Source organism: Desulfothermus sp. (assembly GCF_053993635.1).
Genome location: NZ_JBMYBT010000075.1, coordinates 1 through 16,489 on the forward strand (window position 1 = coordinate 1; position 16,489 = coordinate 16,489).

Below are 16,489 nucleotides of genomic sequence, written 5' to 3' on the forward strand. Positions count from 1 at the left end.
GCCACAATGATGTTTGGCCATGTGGAAACAATGGAAGATAGGATACTCCATCTTATAAGGTTAAGGGATCTGCAAGATAAAACCAGGGGATTTACTGCCTTTATTCCGTGGGGTTTTCAACCAGACAACACACGCATTAAGGCCAGAAAAATCACATCTGTAGAATATTTGCGTCTTCTTGCCATATCCAGAATAGTGCTGGATAATTTTGACAATATTCAGGTATCATGGGTCACCATGGGACCAGAAATTGCCCAACTTGCCCTGTTTTTTGGCGGAAATGACTTTGGCTCAACAATGATTGAAGAAAATGTAGTTGCAGCAACAGGGGTAAAATTCAGACTCTCAATAGAGGAAATAGAAAGATACATATCTGAAGCTGGTTTTGAGCCAAGACAGAGGCGGATGGACTATACCCTAGTAACCTAATTACTTTGAAACAAACAACTTCCTCTATCATGAAAGAATCAGATACAAAAATAAAATTAGGAAAAATAGGCTATCTAAATGTCCTGCCAATATATTACCCTTTAGAAAAACAGGTCATAAAAAATTCCTTTGAAATAATAGAAGGCATTCCAGCTCAATTAAATCTGCTCGCATCCAGAGGAAAACTGGATATAAGTGGCACATCTTCAATAGAGTACGCCAGAAATTTTGAAAAGTACTTACTCATTCCCAACATCTGTATAGGCTCAAATGGACCAGTTATGAGCGTGCTTTTTTTAAGCAAAATTCCTATAAAGGATCTAAGTGGAAAGAAGATTGTATTAACTGCCCACTCACACACATCAGTTACTTTGCTCAAGATATACCTAAAATCACAAAATATTGAGCCAGAATATGTTGTGGGTGATGTAACAAAGTCTATTTACAATAAAGATATTTATGCGGCCCTTGCTATTGGAGATGAGGCACTTTATCTACGAGGAAATACCAATTTTCCCTATGTGTTGGATCTGGGCGAGGAATGGAGAAAATTAACTGGCCTACCCTTTGTCTTTGGGGTGTGGGTGGCAAACAAAAATTCTCTTAACCAAATAAAAGACAAAATTAAATACTCATGTAAATTACTCCTCCAGGCCAAGGACTGGGGAAATCAACATCTTGAGATGTTTGCAAAAATCATTGAACAAAAAAACATCCTTTCTTACAATGATGCCTTAAAATACTTTAAAGGACTCATATACGATATGAAAGATAATTATATTGAAGGGCTAAAACTTTTTTATAAATTTTCATATGAATATTCCTTAATAAAAAAATTTCCTGAGATTAATTTTATTGAACTTTAGTCTTCAAGAAGCTTTTTTTCCTTTGGCGTACAATCTATTATTGTTTTGCATCACACGGAATGTCGGCACCGTGAGAAACAACACAAAAAAAGAGTTAAGAATATACCACAGAATTTGCATTTATTAGCAAAGGCGATTAATGAAACATTTAATTCTTTTTTAAACCAATTTAATTTATAGGAGAATTAATTATGAGAATAGATTCTTTTTTCAATATCAAAGAAAGAGGAAGCGATATTAAAACAGAATTTATAGCAGGGATTACTACCTTTTTAACAATGTCTTATATAATTGTAGTAAATCCAATGATACTTAAAAAGACAGGAATGAGTTTTGAGGGAGTTCTCTTCGCTACAGTGTTGGTAAGCTCCATATCTTCAATCTTAATGGGACTGTACGCAAATTTGCCATATGCACTTGCTCCGGGCATGGGGATAAATGCTTTTTTTACATTTACTCTAGTTTCTGAAATGGGAGTTCCTTGGCAGAGTGCCCTTGGTGCAGTATTTATATCAGGAATTTTATTTATATTTTTAACCATTACTAAGGTCCGCACCATAGTTGTTTATGCAGTTCCTGAATCCTTAAGGTATGCAGTGGCAGCGGGTATAGGTCTGTTTCTGGCCTTAATTGGGCTTTCAGATATAGGATTTATAAAGTCAGGGGCAACGGTGGTTACTTTCGGTGGATTTAATGAAAAGACCATTTTGTTTTGTGTAGGTTTGGTTATTACTTCTGTTCTTGTGTCCAGAGGAATAAAAGGTGCCCTTTTACTTTCTATCTTTATCAATTCCACAATTGCAGTAATAGTATCTATCGTAGGAACCAAAATAGGGATCTTGAAACATCCCATTGCAACCTTTCCATCCCATTTTATATCCCTTCCAGATCCAGGTCTTTTCTTAAAACTTAATCTTTCGGGAGCGTTGACTGTTGCGATGATTGCTCCTATTTTTACCTTACTTTTTACCGATATGTTTGATTCTATATCCACTTTTTTAGGGGTCTCTCAAGTAGGCGGTCTTATGACAAAGGATGGTCAGCCACTGAATGTGGATAAGGCCCTCATGGTGGATTCCATTGCAACAACCCTTTCAGGGATTTTAGGAACTTCCTCAGCTACCACTTATATTGAATCCGCTTCAGGGATTAAAGAAGGAGGCCGTACAGGACTCAGCGCGGTGACAACGGGGATATTATTTCTTCCATTTATGTTTTTAAGCCCTGTGCTGAGTCTTATTCCTCCAGTGGCCACTTCCCCTGTGTTGATAATTGTAGGAGTGTTTATGGCACAATCTTTAAAAAACATAGAATGGACAAAAATGGACGAATCTATTCCTGCATTCATAGCCTTTATTTTAATTCCTCTCACTTATTCAATCACACAGGGGATAGTATGGGGATTTTTGATATATACTGCTATAAAACTTTTCACAGGTAAGTTTAGAGAGATCAAAATAGCTTTGATCATAATTGATATATTTGCTTTAGTTGCGCTTATTCTCATATCATAAAAGCAGAGGAAAGAAATGTTTAAAATGAAAAGGCTAATTCTTATTCTAAGCTTTCTTTATATAACCATATTAAGCGGATGTGCAAACAGCACAGATGGTTCGCCTAGAAAAGTGGTCTTACTGACCACTGCTGATCTTCAAAGCCAAATCCTTCCCTTTAAGACAAAGATAGATGGCGAGAAGAAGATAGTGGGTGGGTTTGAAAAAATAAGGAACATTTATGATGAATACACGTCCAAATATGCAAATGTAATTCTAATATCCACAGGGGATGATCTGTTTGGACCATTTTATAAGATATTTGAGGGTAAGCCAGAAATTGAAGGTATGAATCTTTCTGGATACAGTGTTGTTACCTGTGGAAACCATGAATTTGACAATGGCGTTGACTTCTATTTAAAAGCCATAAAAGATGCAAAGTTTAATATTGTATGTTCAAATTTGAGTATCAGTAACAACACATGTACCAATGTGATAGAGCCTTATTTTATAAAAGAGCTGGAAGGTGGTGTAAAGGTTGGATTTTTTGGCCTTGTCACCCCTGATCTGAAAAAGGTATCCAATGTGCAAGATAAAATAGAAGTCAAAAAACATATAATACCTGTGGCCAGGCAAATGGTAAAAAAATTAAAAGAAAAAGGTGTGTCAATAATAATCGCCCTGACTCATATAGGAAAGGAACTGGATTTAGAACTTGCCCAAAATGTAAGTCATATAGATTTTATCATAGGAGGACATGATCATATTTTTTTTCATGAAATAGTGAAGGATCCTTCAGGAGAGGATACTGTTGTGGTGCAAGCTGGCTCAAAGGGGATAAAAATAGGTGTTCTTGAATTCACAATTAAAGACAATAAGGTGGTTTCCTCTGTGTGGAAGACCATTCTTTTAGATGAGAATGTTCCAGGTGATATATCTGTACATCAAGCAATGCAATATTATATGGATAAATATGAGGAAAAAATGAGTGGGGTCATAGGCGAATCAAATGTGGATCTGGATGCAAGAAAGAGTATAATAAGAACTCAGGAGTCTAATCTGGGCAATTTTATCGCTGACTCCTGGACATCCTGGATTGACAATAATGCAATTGCCCTTGTTAATGCGGGTTCCATCAGAGGTGACAGAATATATCCAACAGGCAAAATAACCTATAAAACAGCCATGGATATGCTTCCTTTTATGAATGAGATATACGAGGTAGAACTTACAGGAAAACAACTAAAACAGGTATTGGAGATATCTGCATCTTCCATTGTTGTGCCTGGTGATGGATGTGATCCACAAGATAGACCATCATCTGGTGGTTTTTTCCAAGTGTCAAATATTAAGTTTGATATAGATTTAAAAGAAAGCCCTTTTTGTGCAATATATAATGAAGATAGAACTATATATTCCATTATTAACAAAGGTGAAAGGATAAAAGATGTGATGATATTTAAAAATGGCAAACCAGAGTCTTTGGCTCTTGAAAAAAAATATAAAGTGCTTGTAAATGGGTGGACGGTTTCAGGTGGGGATGGATATTATATATTTTTAGATCCAAACATACTGAAGAATAATACCACCAATATAGGTGTAGATTTATTTATTGAACATGTAAAAAAACTATCCCCTATCTTTCCTGAAGTAGAAGGAAGGATAAAAATAATAAGATGAAGATCTTTGCCACGTGTAGTATGCTAAAAGAAACATTAAGAAAAGCAGAAACTCCAAAAGCAAGGTACATAGCATGAGATAAAGGCTTTGCGAATAAAACTAATCGAGAATATTTAAAGATAGTTGAAAAAGTTGGATATATATCAGGAATTTTTATGCTGTTTTCCAGATCTTTTGAATGGCTATCCCACTAATTATAAAAATTAAGGCAATAATTGTGGATAAATAAATTTTTTCTCCAACTAGAAAGTGGATAAAAAATAAGGAGAGAAAAGGTGATAGATATATTAAAATACTAATTTTTGCTGTTGATTCTGCAAGTTTTAGTGCCTTTGACCAGAGCAAAAAGGTTATACCCATTTCAAATAATCCCACATAAATTGAACCTAAAACGCCATACAATGATATGGAATTGTGAGATAAATTTAAAAGAAATAGGATTGTTATTGCTATAGAGCCAAATACAAAATTTAAAAATAGCCTAAGTGTTGGATCCAGCTTGTCCTTTGTGTTCAGGACCCAATAAAGTGCCCATATAATAGTACTTAATAGAGCAAGGACTATCCCCATGGGACTTGTCTTAAAGTTTAAACTGAATATCTCACCTTTTGTGGCAATTAAATAAACACCAAAATAACTTAACAATAGTCCCACTATGTCTCCAAAAGTAAGTTTTTGCCCTAAAAAAAAGTATGCCATAATAGAAAGTGTAATGGCCCATGTATAGTTAATGGCCTGAGCTTCTTGAGCCCGCAGAAGATCATAGGCATAGAACAATATTATATAATATAAAAATGGATTTAACATGCCCAGGACAAATGAATACAAAAGATCTTTTAAATCCAATTGTTTTAACATTTCTATCTTTTTTTCAATGATTATAGTAAAAAATAAAACCAGGGTAGATACTATGCTGGCAAAAAATAAAAGATTAATTACTGATGTATACTTAAGAGAAAGTTTAAAAGCTGTAGCTACTGTTGACCAGATTGCAACAGAAGATATGCCAAATAAATACGCTTTTTTCTGATCTTTTTCCATGGCTTAAGTTTCATGACGTCATGGGTTACTTGCCCACATGGAGCGCAGCGAAGTAACGGTCAAGTGTACCCACTTGTTCGCTTTTTTTCTTTTATTTCAGATAATTATCTAAAAATTCCCTTGGCTTTAAAATCTCGATATCTTCATACGGATTTAGTTTTAATAGATGCTTATCACCACTCACTATTAAATCGCACTTACCCGCTATGGCCCATTCAAGGAATTTATTGTCATCTAGATCTTCACATGCCGTGATTTTTAAATTACCTGTATCAACAATTTCAGAATTTATAATAAAAAGCTCTAAAATATCTGAAATATCTACTCTAGGAAATTTTTTACTAATTTCCTCTGCTACTCTTATATATTCAAAAATTATCGGTTCTGAAATTACTGTGGTAAAGTTGCCTTTTCTCCAGTAGGTCAATATCTTGGATGGCGAACCTGAAAAGAAAATGCCTGATATAAGAACATTGGTATCAAGTACCACCCGCACTATCGAGACCTTACCTTCCTTATGGCCATTGCAATATCTGATTTTTTCAACCCAACTTCCTTTGCAGTTCTACGGGCCTTTTTTATCAAGGCATCAAATTCATCAATGGAAGGAGGAGATATCTTTTTCAAAATTACAATATCTTTATCTCCAAGCACAACAAATTGAGCACCAGCTTCAAGTTTTAGCTTTTTTCTGATATTTTCAGGTATTACCACCTGACCCTTGGAAGATAATTTTGTCGTTGCTACATTTGTCATGAATATTTCTCCCTCTCTATCCTTTTAAGTTTCTTACATGTAAGATGATATCAAAAGACAATGTGGATGGCAAATCTATTAAATCTATTTTTTAAACAAACAATAAATTTTTATTTAGTAAAGTTATAGTTTGACATTAAAACATAAGTTTATAAACCTGTGCTAACAAAAAAATATATTTTTATAAGCTCAATAAAAAATTTAAAGGGGATAAAAGGATGGAACCACTCTGTGTAAAGGTCAAATTTTTAGATGAAAAATTAAAGGGAAAATTAAGGTACGCCACAGAGTTGTCAGTGGGATTGGACCTTGTTGCAGCAATAGACAAGGAAATTTTAATTGAACCAGGAAAAAATGTCCTAATTGGTACAGGTATAGCTATTGAGATATTGTCCAAGGATATTGCTGGGTTTGTGTTTTCTAGAAGTGGTCTTGGCATTAAAGAGGGCTTAGTTGTAACACAAGGGGTTGGGGTTATTGATCCTGACTACAGAGGAGAAATTAAGGTTTCCCTTTTGAACATTTCTCAATCAGTTAAAAAAATTTACCCTGGCGACAGGATTGCCCAGTTAATATTTATGCCTGCATACCAGGCCAGACTAATAGAAACCTCACACCTCTCCCCCACAAAAAGAGGCAAAGGAGGGTTCGGACACACTGGAAAATGATCGGTTTAATTTTTTGTACTTTAAAAATATAAACAGTATATTAAATTAAGAGTAAAAAATTCTTGTTTTTTGTCTAGATTCAAGGAAAATCTATGTATAACTAAAATTTTTTAGTTAAAAATTTTTAACCGGTTTCATCTTAAAATGTATGAAAAATCATCTAAACTGGTTGGCATATAAATTGCTTCAATAAATATAAATACCTTCCTCCTTTTGCTAAAGCCAGGCCTTAAACTAATAAATTGGGCCTGGCTTTAAAATTTTACAGCCCTATTTCAGTAAGATTTAATTTACCTTCATACACAATTGTGGCTCCTCCAGTTAGGTAAAGGGTGTCTTCTTTTTCTATGGAAATTAAGAGTTTTTCTCCGCCAGAGGTAATTACAGGGATATCCTTTTTTTCTATATATCCCAATTTGTTTGCCATATAAGCAGAAGCAGCAGCGCCAGTCCCACACGCATAAGTCTCGGCCTCAACCCCCCTTTCATATGTCCTCAGGTATAGGCTACCCTCAGGTGTTATTGATACAAAATTCACATTAGTTCCATCTGGCTGAAACTTTTTATGAAATCTTATTTTTGATCCCAAAAAGTGCACATCTACATCATTAACGTTTTCAAAAAATAACACAGCATGTGGAACACCTGTGTTTACAAAATGCACCTTGTATATCTGTTCATTTAACTCAATATCAATCTCTTTTTGAATATCTTTTGGTTTAGTGAGTTGGACTTTAACAATCTTTTCTTTATCAAATACTTCTGCTTCTATTAATCCAGCGTCTGTTTCAAAAAAGTGTTTTTGGGGTGCGAGTGACAGCTTAAATGCAAGCCTGGCAGCACATCTGGAGCCATTCCCACACATCTCAGCCCTTGAACCATCAGAGTTATAAAAATGCCATTTATATGACGCCCTCTTATCATATATTCCTTTTTTGGTTAAAAAAATAAGTCCATCTGCTCCTATACAAAATTTCCTTGTGCACAACTGCCTGGCCCAATTTTCCATATCCAGATCAATTAAATGGGAATAATCATCCATATATATCAAGACAAAATCATTACCACTGCCATGCATTTTGTGGAAGGTTATTTGTGTGTCAAACTCCATAACCACTCCTTAAAAAGGATAATTGACTTAACTTAGCCTTGCTCATGAGTTTAAAAACTCTTTTAGTTCCTTTCCCACCCTAAAAAAGGGGAGTCTTTTTGGTTTTACCTCAACTTGCTCTCCAGTGGAGGGATTTCTTCCAATATAACCATCATACTCTTTTATCTTAAAACTACCAAAACCTCTGATTTCCACCCTACGTCCTTCTTTTAACGCCTCTTTTATTGAATCAAAAAAAATGTTAACAATAAGGGTTGCATCTTCTGTAGATAAATTTTCCTTTTTTGCAAATGCTTTTATTAATTCGCTTTTATTCATTTTCTCCCCCTTTGTTTCTGTTTTTAACTATGAAATCAAGATGTTAATACATTCTATGCAAAATTATATTTATTTGGTCAAGTATTATTTATATTTTTCTTTAAGATGTCTAAATTAAAGGGGAGGGTAAGCTCTGGGACGAGTAATTCACGATATTTTTTTACCTTCATGGCAATTTCTTCCATATTCTTACACGCAATTGAGTCTCTTTTAAACTTAAATAAAGGGACTTGATTTACAACGGCCATAGACACATTTGAGTCTTCATTTATTATTCCAAGAAGGTTTATTTTTATACCAAGGAAATTCTTACAGGCCAGTTTTAATCTTTGAAAAGTAGTTGTCCCTTCTTTTTTGTCTTTGGCCATATTTACTATTATAAAAAAGTCTTTTATATTGTGTTTGTTTTTTAAGACCTTAATTAGTGCATATCCATCTGTTAAGGATGTTGGTTCAGGGGTTACTACTATGATTTTGAATCTACTAATAGCTGCTAAGTTTATCACAGTGGAATTTATCCCTGCCCCTAAATCTAAGATTAAGAAGTGATATTTACTCAAGGAATCGTTTAGTTTTTTAAAAATAATTGTCTGAAGATCATTGTCCCACTCAACCAGCTCAGGTACCCCTGATGCAGCTGGTAAAAACTCCAGGCCATGTTCAAGGGTAATTAACACATCTTCTACCCTAGTATCAGGACCAAGCAAATATTCGAGATTTTTTTCAGGAGTTATTCCTAGAAGGATATCAAGGTTGGCAAGACCTAGATCACAGTCAATCAAAAGGGTTGGTGATTTCATGCTGACTAAGGCATATGCAAGATTTAAGGCAATATTGGTTTTACCAACCCCACCTTTGCCACTTAATATTGATATACTTAAGCTTTTATTGGAATCTTTCATGTCCATAAAATACACTATTTTTGTTTAGTTTTTCCAAACAAAAAATTCTTTTCTTCTGAATTTACCCTCATCATCTCTTCCACAGACTTAAGGTCTATATCCACTATGCCAGCAGATACTACCCTGTCCTTTCCTTTATTCTTGGCCTCATACAAGGCCTTGTCAGCTTGTTTTAAAAGAAATTCTGGATCAATTTTTTTTCTACCCTTATAACAGCAAAGTCCTATGGAACAAGTCACTCTAAAACTACCATGCTCTTTATTTTCAAATTCAATATTTTTAATTGAATTCCTTATCCTCTCGCCAGTGAGTTCTCCTTGAACTAAAGAGGTAGAAGGAAGTACAATCACAAATTCTTCACCCCCATATCTTCCAATACTATCTGTCTTTCTACATTGTGTTTTTAGGTTGTTTGCAACTTCAATCAGCACCTTATCTCCAACGTCATGTCCCATGGTGTCATTAATTTTTTTAAAATTATCTAAATCTACAAACAAAATGCACAGGGGCTGTTTTGTTCTATAACATCTTTCTACTTCTATAGTAACAATTTCATTTAATTGTTTTCTATTTAATAAGCCAGTTAAAGGATCTTTCTTAGCCAAAATTTTGAGTTGCTCCATATTTTCAAAAAACGTAAGCACTGTAGGAACAATATCTCCACTTAAAGATAATACATTCCACTCATATAACATTTTTTTTTGAATGAGTTTTTTTATTTCTTCTACAGATGCACCACAAGCAGGACGAAAAACTACGAGCCCTTGCTTTGTGTTCAAACCATTTCTATCTATAATTTCTTCCAGCTTTTTTTGGATGATCCTTAATTCTTCTTCTATTTTTTTTACATTACTCTCTTTTTTGTCCATGGATATAAAGTAAATAGCTCCTTATAAATTTGTCTAGATCTCCATCTAGCACCTTGTCTACATTACCATCTTCAACATTGGTTCTGTGGTCCTTTACCAACCGATAGGGCTGCAAAGTGTATGTCCTAATTTGTGAGCCCCAGGCAATTGCACTTTTTTGAGAATATTCCTTCTGTCTCTCCTCTTCGATCTTTTTTAGTTCCTGCTCATAAAGCCTTGCTTTTAGTATTTTAAGAGCAATTTCTTTATTTCTAAATTGCGACTTTTCGTTTTGACACTGCACCACTATTCCCGTTGGTATATGAGTTACCCTCACAGCAGAACTGGTTTTATTAACCGATTGTCCTCCAGGTCCTCCTGCCCTGAACACATCTATCCTCAAATCTTCTTCATTTATATCTATTTTTATCTCTTTATTTGCCTCTGGATAAACATCTACAGATGCAAAGGAGGTATGTCTCCTTCCTGATGCATCAAAAGGGGATATCCTGATTAACCTGTGTATCCCCTTTTCGCCTTTTAAAAGTCCGTAGGCATAAGGTCCTTCAATAGATATTGTTGCACTCTTAATCCCAGCCTCATCTCCTGGGAGTATGTCTAATTCTTGAACCTTAAATCCCTTGTCTTCAGCCCACCTTTTATACATCCTAAGGAGCATCTGAGCCCAATCCTGTGCCTCTGTTCCCCCTGCTCCTGGATGTATTTCTAATATTGCGTTATTTTTATCGTGTTCATTTGATAAAAGTGTCTTTAATTCAAAACTATCCAATACCCTTTTAAAATGTCTTAATTGTTCTTCAGCCACCTGTAAAATTTCACTGCTTTGATCCTCTTCTGCAAGTTCAAACCACTCTTCCATATTGGACTTTGCCTGCTCAAGCTCATCTACTGCATTTAATTCTGATTCCAGTTGCGATTTTTTTTGCATCAGGGACTTGGTTTCCTCAGGATTGGACCATAGTTCTGGTCTTGATAATTCTTTGTCAATTTCTTCTAATTTTGACCTTAAAGGTTCTATGTCAAAGACGCCCCCTTAAAGTAGAGTATTTTTCTAACACTATATCTTTTTGCCTTTTTAATTCAGGTAGTTGTATGAGTTTTTCCACCATATTTTATCCTGCATTCTTTAACTTTTAGGTTAATAACATTAGTGATTCGTGACTCGTGACTCGTAATTCGTGACTCGTGATTTGTGATTGGTGATTCGTAATATGAATAATAAGAAGACGCACAATAAAATAGTTAACACTTCAATTATTTTATGATATTTAACATAAAATGTATAATCTTCAATTAGAAACACATTACCTTTTAAAAACCCTTCACTGTTTAAAGAAAGTTTTTTTACGATCTCACCTTTGGGTGAAATTATTGCAGAGATACCGCTATTAGTGGCCCTAATTATAAATCTGTTGGTTTCTATGGCCTTGAGTATTGCAAGATTTAGGTGTTGATAAGGCCCAGATGAATTTCCAAACCAGGCATCGTTGCTGATATTAACAATAAGATTAGTAGTATTTTTAACTAACTGAGCCACCAGATCTGGAAAGATTATCTCATAGCAGATTAATGTACCAATTGCAAGTTCCTTAATTTTTAGAGGTTTTAATACTCTTCCACTACTAAAATCCCCTGGACCTTCTACTATTTTACCAAGAAATCCAAGAATTTTTCCAAATGGTATGTATTCACCAAATGGGACCAGATGTACCTTGTCATAATAATCTGTTATCCTTCCATTGTATATCAAATATGCTCTATTATACCATCTTATTTTATCTTTGTCTATTTTATATGCAGGAGCTCCAGTTAGTAATATTATCTTCTTTTCTCTAAGATAATTTAGCAATTTATAACTTAACATATTTCTTTCCTGAATATAAAATGGCATTGCTGTCTCTGGCCAAACCACTAACGTATTATTACCATTGTTGTCTAGAGATTTATCTGTTAAGCTTATATATTTTTTAAGCGTACTTAATTGATATTTTTTATCCCACTTTACATATTGATTAATATTACCCTGTATTATAATAGCTTTTATCTTACCTTTGTAATCTATATTTTTGTTGTATAAAAAATGTCCCCATATATATATCAATAAAATGCTTAATACACCAGCAATTGTAGGTATTGTTTTTCTATTTTTTATCTCATATATCCATACAACTACAATAACAATAATTCCTGAAAATAGAGCTTCACCCATTATTTTAACGGGTTGAATAAATTTTGTATAATGTGTAAGTGCTTGAGGTATATTAATCCATGGAAATCCAGTTAAAAAATATGACCTTATATATTCAAGAGAAGACCATGTAAGAGATGCAATTAAGCCCTTTACAAACCAATTACAACTTTTTATAAAAAACAAAATTCCACCAAATATCCCAGAATAAATTCCCAAATAAAATCCAAGCAGTATTGGACAGGCTATTGCAACTAATAAAGGAACATTAGAATAAGTATGAATTGGATATGCTATCCAATATAGACATGATGAATAGATAATAGAACCTGTAATCCATGATAGCTTTATTGAATCCTTTAATTTATCGCATTCATTGCTAATATGGATAAATAATAGAGGATAGAAAATTACTAAAAAACCAATTTGTAAAAAAGGATTTGCAAACGCAAAAAAAGTACATATTATACATAATAAGTAAAACATTCTATCTGTAATCTATCTATGATTCTGGATACTGCTTTAAGTTCTCGGAAGGATTTTCACCTTTATCTATGGGATATATTAAAATTGAGCTAATATGTTTCTCATCAGCCTCTTTGATTTGAAAATTGTATCCCTTAACCTTGATAGTTTCCCCTTTCTGGGGAATTCTCCCCATCAATTCAGTCAAATATCCCCCAATGGTTTCAACGAATTCAGATTCTAAGTCTATTCCAAGCTGCTCTTTTAAATCCTCTAGAGATGTTCTTCCAGAAACCAGACATGAAGAATCTTCCAGCATTTGTATCTCTTCTTCCTTGGGACTGTCGTATTCGTCCTCAATTTCTCCAACTATCTCTTCTAGGATATCTTCCAGTGTAATGAGGCCTGAAGTACCTCCATATTCATCAATTGCAATGGCAAGATGTTGTTTTTTTGACTGAAATTCTACCAACATATCCTTTACATTCTTTGTTTCTGGCACAAACAAAGGTGGTCTCAATATTTCTTTTAATGATGCATTTTTTTTATTTATAAGGATGGGAAGTAGGTCCTTGGCATGGATTATTCCAATTATCTGGTCTTTGTTTTCCCTGTATATTGGTATTCTGGAATGTCCATTATTTATTATTATTTCAGCAACGTCTGTAATAGTTGCATTTTCCTCTGCACAGTCAATATCTGTTCTCGGGATCATAATTTCATAGACCTTTTTTTCACCTAGTCTTAAAAGACTTTTCAACATATAGGCGATATCTTTGGGAACCACATTATTATTTTCCGCCTCTTTAATTAATTCTTCAATAGATTGTATCCCTCTACTTCCTGTAAAGATACTCTTTATTGTACTCCATAATTTCCCTTCAGATCCCTCGTCCACAGATATTTACCTCCTATTATAATTTATTTAAATCCTTAGATTAACTCGAACTCGCCAATCCAAGTTAAAAATAATCTTTTATGGAGAAATCCTTATAAAAGAACAAATATCTTGTCTAATACCTAAAAGTTAGCAAGTGCTCTTTTGTTTATTGTATCCCTTTTCTAATTAAAGACAAATTTTTTAAAAAAACCCACCGTGCAATCTGGTCCTGACCTTCTTCTTCCTTAACTTCTTTCCACTTTATAACATTTTTGTCTTTAGGATCTATGATCCCCTGTTTTATAAATTGAAGCCCAATTTCAAGGTCCTTGGTTATATAGTCTTCGTTGTAGTTTCTAACCTGAGATAAGAGTAATATACTTATCTTCTTTTTTTCAATGAAAAATGATAAAAAAATTAAAATAATAGGAGGATTATTAATATCAAAACCAACTTCTCTTTTAAATTGACGGTTAATTTTCAGTCTAATTCCTCCAGCAGATATATTTATAATTGATATTGGATGGGAAACATCCATTTCTCCTTCTTTGGATTTTTTATATTCAAAAACAGGTTCTGGCAAGTCATAGATACTGTCTATTCTTTTTTGATGGTATAAAAAATATACCACAACCTTTTCAAAATCTTTATTACTAGCCTCAATCCTGAAATGTTTTCTCTTTTGTTTAATCTCTAATATATTAGGCAACTTAACTACAATAAAGTGAAAGTTTGTCTTTGAAAAAAAATATTGGATTTCAGATTCAAAATAATAATAATTCTTCACCCCTGGCCTCTTACCTGAGATACTAAAATAGACATAAACAGGCCTTTTATTCCATTCCTTAGTAGGTATAATATTTACAGGAAGTTCCAATACAATAGATCTTTTCTTTAATTCAACAGGACTGCAATTGGAAAAAAATTTATGTTTTTTTGAAAAACTAATCTCAAATTTGCTGCGCTCATTTAAGGTCTGCTCAAAAATCCGTCTAATTTCATTAGCTTTTTTAATTATAAACGGTTGTTTTTTTTCTAATTCTTTCTTCTTTTGATTTCTTTTTTGTAAGAGATAGAACACAATGCAGAGTAAAATAAGAAGTAATATAACTTCCAAAATAAGGATGGTAGTATCAGACAATTCCCATTTGTTATAGATAAAACTCTCGCTTACCCTGGCTAAATAGTTTTTGGCAAGTATGTTTATTCCCATGGATACATTATAGCAAAAGCCTTGCCATTACCTTGGCATCTTTTATGGTGTTTTTTATTGAAGAACATTCATTGGGCTGGTGTGCAGTACCAAAGATTGTTGCCCATACTGCTGCGGGAATATTGTTCTTCCTGGGATAAACAGCCACTGTGCCCCCACCTACACCCATAAATTTGGGTCTTGTGTTGTACTCCTCAAAAACTGCTTTTGCCAATTTTTTTACAAACTCATTTTCTTTGTCAGTGGGTGGGGAACTAAGCCCATGAACTATCTCAAAATTTACTTTGACACCATATTCTTTTTCTGTCTCCTGGAAAATTTTCTTAATTGTTTCAATCACTTCAGAGAGTTCATATGATGGAAGGACCCTACAATCCAGAAAAAACACGTCTTTTCCTGGTATGGTATTTATGTTGGGAACATTGGCCTCTTTCTTAGTTGGCTCAAAAGTGGATATTGGAGGGGAAAATAAAGGGTCTTGTCTGTCAAATAGTTTATATAGCCTCCTCAACCTCATAATTAGATCACTACTTGCTACTAGGGTATTTATCCCTTTTTCTGGCGTAGATGCGTGACACTGCTTTCCCAACACCTCTATTCTTAACCACAAAACACCCTTTTCAGCAATTTCTATTAAATCTGAATCCTTAGAACCAAAATCTGGCACTAAAAAACAGTCTTTTTGAGTGAATAACTCTTTGTGATATTTAAATAAAAACTCGAGACCATATTTGTTTCCAGTCTCTTCATCTGCTACCAATAAAACGCCCATATTGGTGGTGGGCTCAGTAGATGTATTAATAAATGCCTCAAGGGCAAGGATTGAAGATACTATCCCCTGATGATTGTCCTCTACCCCTCTGCCAAATATATAGTCACCTTCTTGACGCAATACATATGGATCACTTTCCCACAGGGATAAATCACCTGGAGGGACAATATCTAAGTGGGACACTATCCAAATGGTTCTATCCTTTTCTTTACCTGGTAGGATAGCTGCAATATTTGGCCGCTTTTTTGATGGTACCCGTGTGTCCTCTGCTGGTAATTCTTTTATAATAAGAGAAGGATATTGTCTTAAATAAGAAAGTAGGTACTCAGCCTTTTTTATTTCTCCTTCTCCACCATTTTCAGGCCCCAATGCTGGTAATGAGACCAGCTTTTTTTGTAATTCTATTACCTTTTGTTCCTGGTTATCCAAATAATTTAAAATAGTATCCATATATCCCTTTCTTAGATTAAAATTAAAAAAAGGTCCCCAAATTAGGGACCTCTTTAAATCTTATCTTCCCCTTGCTGCACGCTTTGAAGCCTTCAATGGATTAAGTTTTACCTTACCAGTCTTGTCAATTTCTGCCTTCACATGGGTTGCAAAGTTACATGCGCCATTTCTCCACTTCGCCCTAGGCCTTGGATAACTTGCACAATACTTCTCCCCTTCAAATTCAACAATTCTTTCACACCCTTCACAGTTTTCAACAATTGGCTCTAAAATTACACCTTTAAATTTTAGGCCTTGTTCTGTTTTTTCAGCACCCTGTAAATAATTTACCTTTTTTTTAGCCATAGATATAAAAACCTCCTCAATTTAGTGCGTCAGATTAAAGATA

The 16,489-nt window shown here is 34.1% G+C and carries 17 protein-coding genes and 1 pseudogene; 5 read left to right on the forward strand and 13 right to left on the reverse strand.

All coding sequences use genetic code 11. From position 1 onward, the window contains the following. The 4 genes and pseudogenes from ACY2V1_RS06145 to ACY2V1_RS06160 all read left to right on the forward strand — a co-directional run. Nucleotides 1-429: pseudogene (locus tag ACY2V1_RS06145) on the forward strand (dehypoxanthine futalosine cyclase); the annotation flags it as partial. Nucleotides 430-458: 29 nt separating this feature from the next. Next, a complete protein-coding gene (locus tag ACY2V1_RS06150) occupies nt 459-1,295 on the forward strand; it encodes a menaquinone biosynthetic enzyme MqnA/MqnD family protein (protein ID WP_461833920.1) in 837 nt (278 codons plus the stop codon). 191 nt (nt 1,296-1,486) lie between these two features. Beyond that, nucleotides 1,487-2,809, forward strand: coding sequence for an NCS2 family permease (locus tag ACY2V1_RS06155; RefSeq protein ID WP_461833921.1), 1,323 nt, complete (start codon nt 1,487-1,489; stop codon nt 2,807-2,809). A 24-nt stretch (nt 2,810-2,833) separates the two neighbouring features. Continuing rightward, nucleotides 2,834-4,468, forward strand: coding sequence for a bifunctional metallophosphatase/5'-nucleotidase (locus ACY2V1_RS06160; RefSeq protein ID WP_461833922.1), 1,635 nt, complete (start codon nt 2,834-2,836; stop codon nt 4,466-4,468). A gap of 153 nt (nt 4,469-4,621) precedes the next feature. Here the strand turns inward: ACY2V1_RS06160 and ACY2V1_RS06165 are convergent, their stop codons facing one another. From ACY2V1_RS06165 to ACY2V1_RS06175, 3 genes are all read right to left on the reverse strand, one after another. Next, nucleotides 4,622-5,509 (reverse strand): DMT family transporter, encoded by an 888-nt coding sequence (locus tag ACY2V1_RS06165; protein WP_461833923.1) that lies wholly within the window; start codon nt 5,507-5,509, stop codon nt 4,622-4,624. Nucleotides 5,510-5,600: 91 nt separating this feature from the next. Then, nucleotides 5,601-6,005 carry a putative toxin-antitoxin system toxin component, PIN family gene (locus ACY2V1_RS06170; RefSeq protein ID WP_461833924.1) on the reverse strand — a complete coding sequence of 135 codons (405 nt, stop codon included), beginning with the start codon at nt 6,003-6,005 and terminating at the stop codon, nt 5,601-5,603. Further along, nucleotides 6,005-6,265: an AbrB/MazE/SpoVT family DNA-binding domain-containing protein gene (locus ACY2V1_RS06175; RefSeq protein ID WP_461833925.1), complete on the reverse strand. Its 261-nt coding sequence runs from the start codon at nt 6,263-6,265 to the stop codon at nt 6,005-6,007. Before ACY2V1_RS06175 ends, ACY2V1_RS06170 begins: the two co-directional genes overlap by 1 nt. Nucleotides 6,266-6,483: 218 nt before the next feature. Between ACY2V1_RS06175 and dut the strand changes: the two genes are divergently transcribed. After that, the gene (gene dut / locus ACY2V1_RS06180) at nt 6,484-6,933 is read left to right on the forward strand and encodes a dUTP diphosphatase (RefSeq protein ID WP_461833926.1); all 450 of its coding nucleotides are present in this window, start codon (nt 6,484-6,486) and stop codon (nt 6,931-6,933) included. Nucleotides 6,934-7,195: 262 nt separating this feature from the next. Here dut and dapF read toward each other — a convergent pair whose 3' ends face one another. From dapF to ACY2V1_RS06230, 10 genes are all read right to left on the reverse strand, one after another. Next, entirely contained in the window at nt 7,196-8,044 is an 849-nt protein-coding gene (gene dapF, locus ACY2V1_RS06185; protein ID WP_461833927.1) for a diaminopimelate epimerase, read from the reverse strand. A 42-nt stretch (nt 8,045-8,086) separates the two neighbouring features. Next, nucleotides 8,087-8,362 (reverse strand): HU family DNA-binding protein, encoded by a 276-nt coding sequence (locus ACY2V1_RS06190; protein WP_461833928.1) that lies wholly within the window; start codon nt 8,360-8,362, stop codon nt 8,087-8,089. A 77-nt stretch (nt 8,363-8,439) separates the two neighbouring features. Beyond that, on the reverse strand, nt 8,440-9,270 hold the full coding sequence (locus ACY2V1_RS06195) for a MinD/ParA family protein (protein ID WP_461833929.1): 831 nt from the start codon (nt 9,268-9,270) through the stop codon (nt 8,440-8,442). An 8-nt stretch (nt 9,271-9,278) separates the two neighbouring features. Continuing rightward, a complete protein-coding gene (locus tag ACY2V1_RS06200) occupies nt 9,279-10,133 on the reverse strand; it encodes a GGDEF domain-containing protein (RefSeq protein WP_461833930.1) in 855 nt (284 codons plus the stop codon). Continuing rightward, a protein-coding gene (gene prfB, locus ACY2V1_RS06205) for a peptide chain release factor 2 (protein WP_461833931.1) occupies nt 10,114-11,242 on the reverse strand; the annotation gives its coding sequence in 2 pieces (ribosomal slippage) (nt 10,114-11,154 and nt 11,156-11,242; 1,128 coding nt in all). The genes ACY2V1_RS06200 and prfB overlap by 20 nt, the downstream gene beginning before the upstream one ends. A 38-nt stretch (nt 11,243-11,280) precedes the next feature. Next, nucleotides 11,281-12,807, reverse strand: a complete 1,527-nt coding sequence (gene lnt, locus ACY2V1_RS06210) for an apolipoprotein N-acyltransferase (RefSeq protein WP_461833932.1) — start codon at nt 12,805-12,807, stop codon at nt 11,281-11,283. A gap of 16 nt (nt 12,808-12,823) precedes the next feature. Further along, nucleotides 12,824-13,684 carry a hemolysin family protein gene (locus tag ACY2V1_RS06215; RefSeq protein ID WP_461833933.1) on the reverse strand — a complete coding sequence of 287 codons (861 nt, stop codon included), beginning with the start codon at nt 13,682-13,684 and terminating at the stop codon, nt 12,824-12,826. Between the two features lie 148 nt (nt 13,685-13,832). Then, nucleotides 13,833-14,879: a PilZ domain-containing protein gene (locus ACY2V1_RS06220; RefSeq protein WP_461833934.1), complete on the reverse strand. Its 1,047-nt coding sequence runs from the start codon at nt 14,877-14,879 to the stop codon at nt 13,833-13,835. Between the two features lie 7 nt (nt 14,880-14,886). Further along, nucleotides 14,887-16,101, reverse strand: a complete 1,215-nt coding sequence (locus ACY2V1_RS06225; RefSeq protein WP_461833935.1) for a M20 family metallo-hydrolase — start codon at nt 16,099-16,101, stop codon at nt 14,887-14,889. A 60-nt stretch (nt 16,102-16,161) separates the two neighbouring features. Beyond that, on the reverse strand, nt 16,162-16,446 hold the full coding sequence (locus tag ACY2V1_RS06230; protein WP_461833936.1) for a PxxKW family cysteine-rich protein: 285 nt from the start codon (nt 16,444-16,446) through the stop codon (nt 16,162-16,164). Nucleotides 16,447-16,489 lie beyond the last annotated feature (43 nt).

Bases quoted from the DNA above. Each gene is read 5' to 3' on its own strand.
- ACY2V1_RS06150 (WP_461833920.1), top strand. From the start codon at position 459: ATGAAAGAATCAGATACAAAAATAAAATTAGGAAAAATAGGCTATCTA.
- ACY2V1_RS06155 (WP_461833921.1), top strand. From the start codon at position 1,487: ATGAGAATAGATTCTTTTTTCAATATCAAAGAAAGAGGAAGCGATATT.
- ACY2V1_RS06160 (WP_461833922.1), top strand. From the start codon at position 2,834: ATGAAAAGGCTAATTCTTATTCTAAGCTTTCTTTATATAACCATATTA.
- ACY2V1_RS06165 (WP_461833923.1), bottom strand. From the start codon at position 5,509: ATGGAAAAAGATCAGAAAAAAGCGTATTTATTTGGCATATCTTCTGTT.
- ACY2V1_RS06175 (WP_461833925.1), bottom strand. From the start codon at position 6,265: ATGACAAATGTAGCAACGACAAAATTATCTTCCAAGGGTCAGGTGGTA.
- dut (WP_461833926.1), top strand. From the start codon at position 6,484: ATGGAACCACTCTGTGTAAAGGTCAAATTTTTAGATGAAAAATTAAAG.
- dapF (WP_461833927.1), bottom strand. From the start codon at position 8,044: ATGGAGTTTGACACACAAATAACCTTCCACAAAATGCATGGCAGTGGT.
- ACY2V1_RS06190 (WP_461833928.1), bottom strand. From the start codon at position 8,362: ATGAATAAAAGCGAATTAATAAAAGCATTTGCAAAAAAGGAAAATTTA.
- ACY2V1_RS06195 (WP_461833929.1), bottom strand. From the start codon at position 9,270: ATGGACATGAAAGATTCCAATAAAAGCTTAAGTATATCAATATTAAGT.
- ACY2V1_RS06200 (WP_461833930.1), bottom strand. From the start codon at position 10,133: ATGGACAAAAAAGAGAGTAATGTAAAAAAAATAGAAGAAGAATTAAGG.
- lnt (WP_461833932.1), bottom strand. From the start codon at position 12,807: ATGTTTTACTTATTATGTATAATATGTACTTTTTTTGCGTTTGCAAAT.
- ACY2V1_RS06220 (WP_461833934.1), bottom strand. From the start codon at position 14,879: ATGGGAATAAACATACTTGCCAAAAACTATTTAGCCAGGGTAAGCGAG.
- ACY2V1_RS06225 (WP_461833935.1), bottom strand. From the start codon at position 16,101: ATGGATACTATTTTAAATTATTTGGATAACCAGGAACAAAAGGTAATA.
- ACY2V1_RS06230 (WP_461833936.1), bottom strand. From the start codon at position 16,446: ATGGCTAAAAAAAAGGTAAATTATTTACAGGGTGCTGAAAAAACAGAA.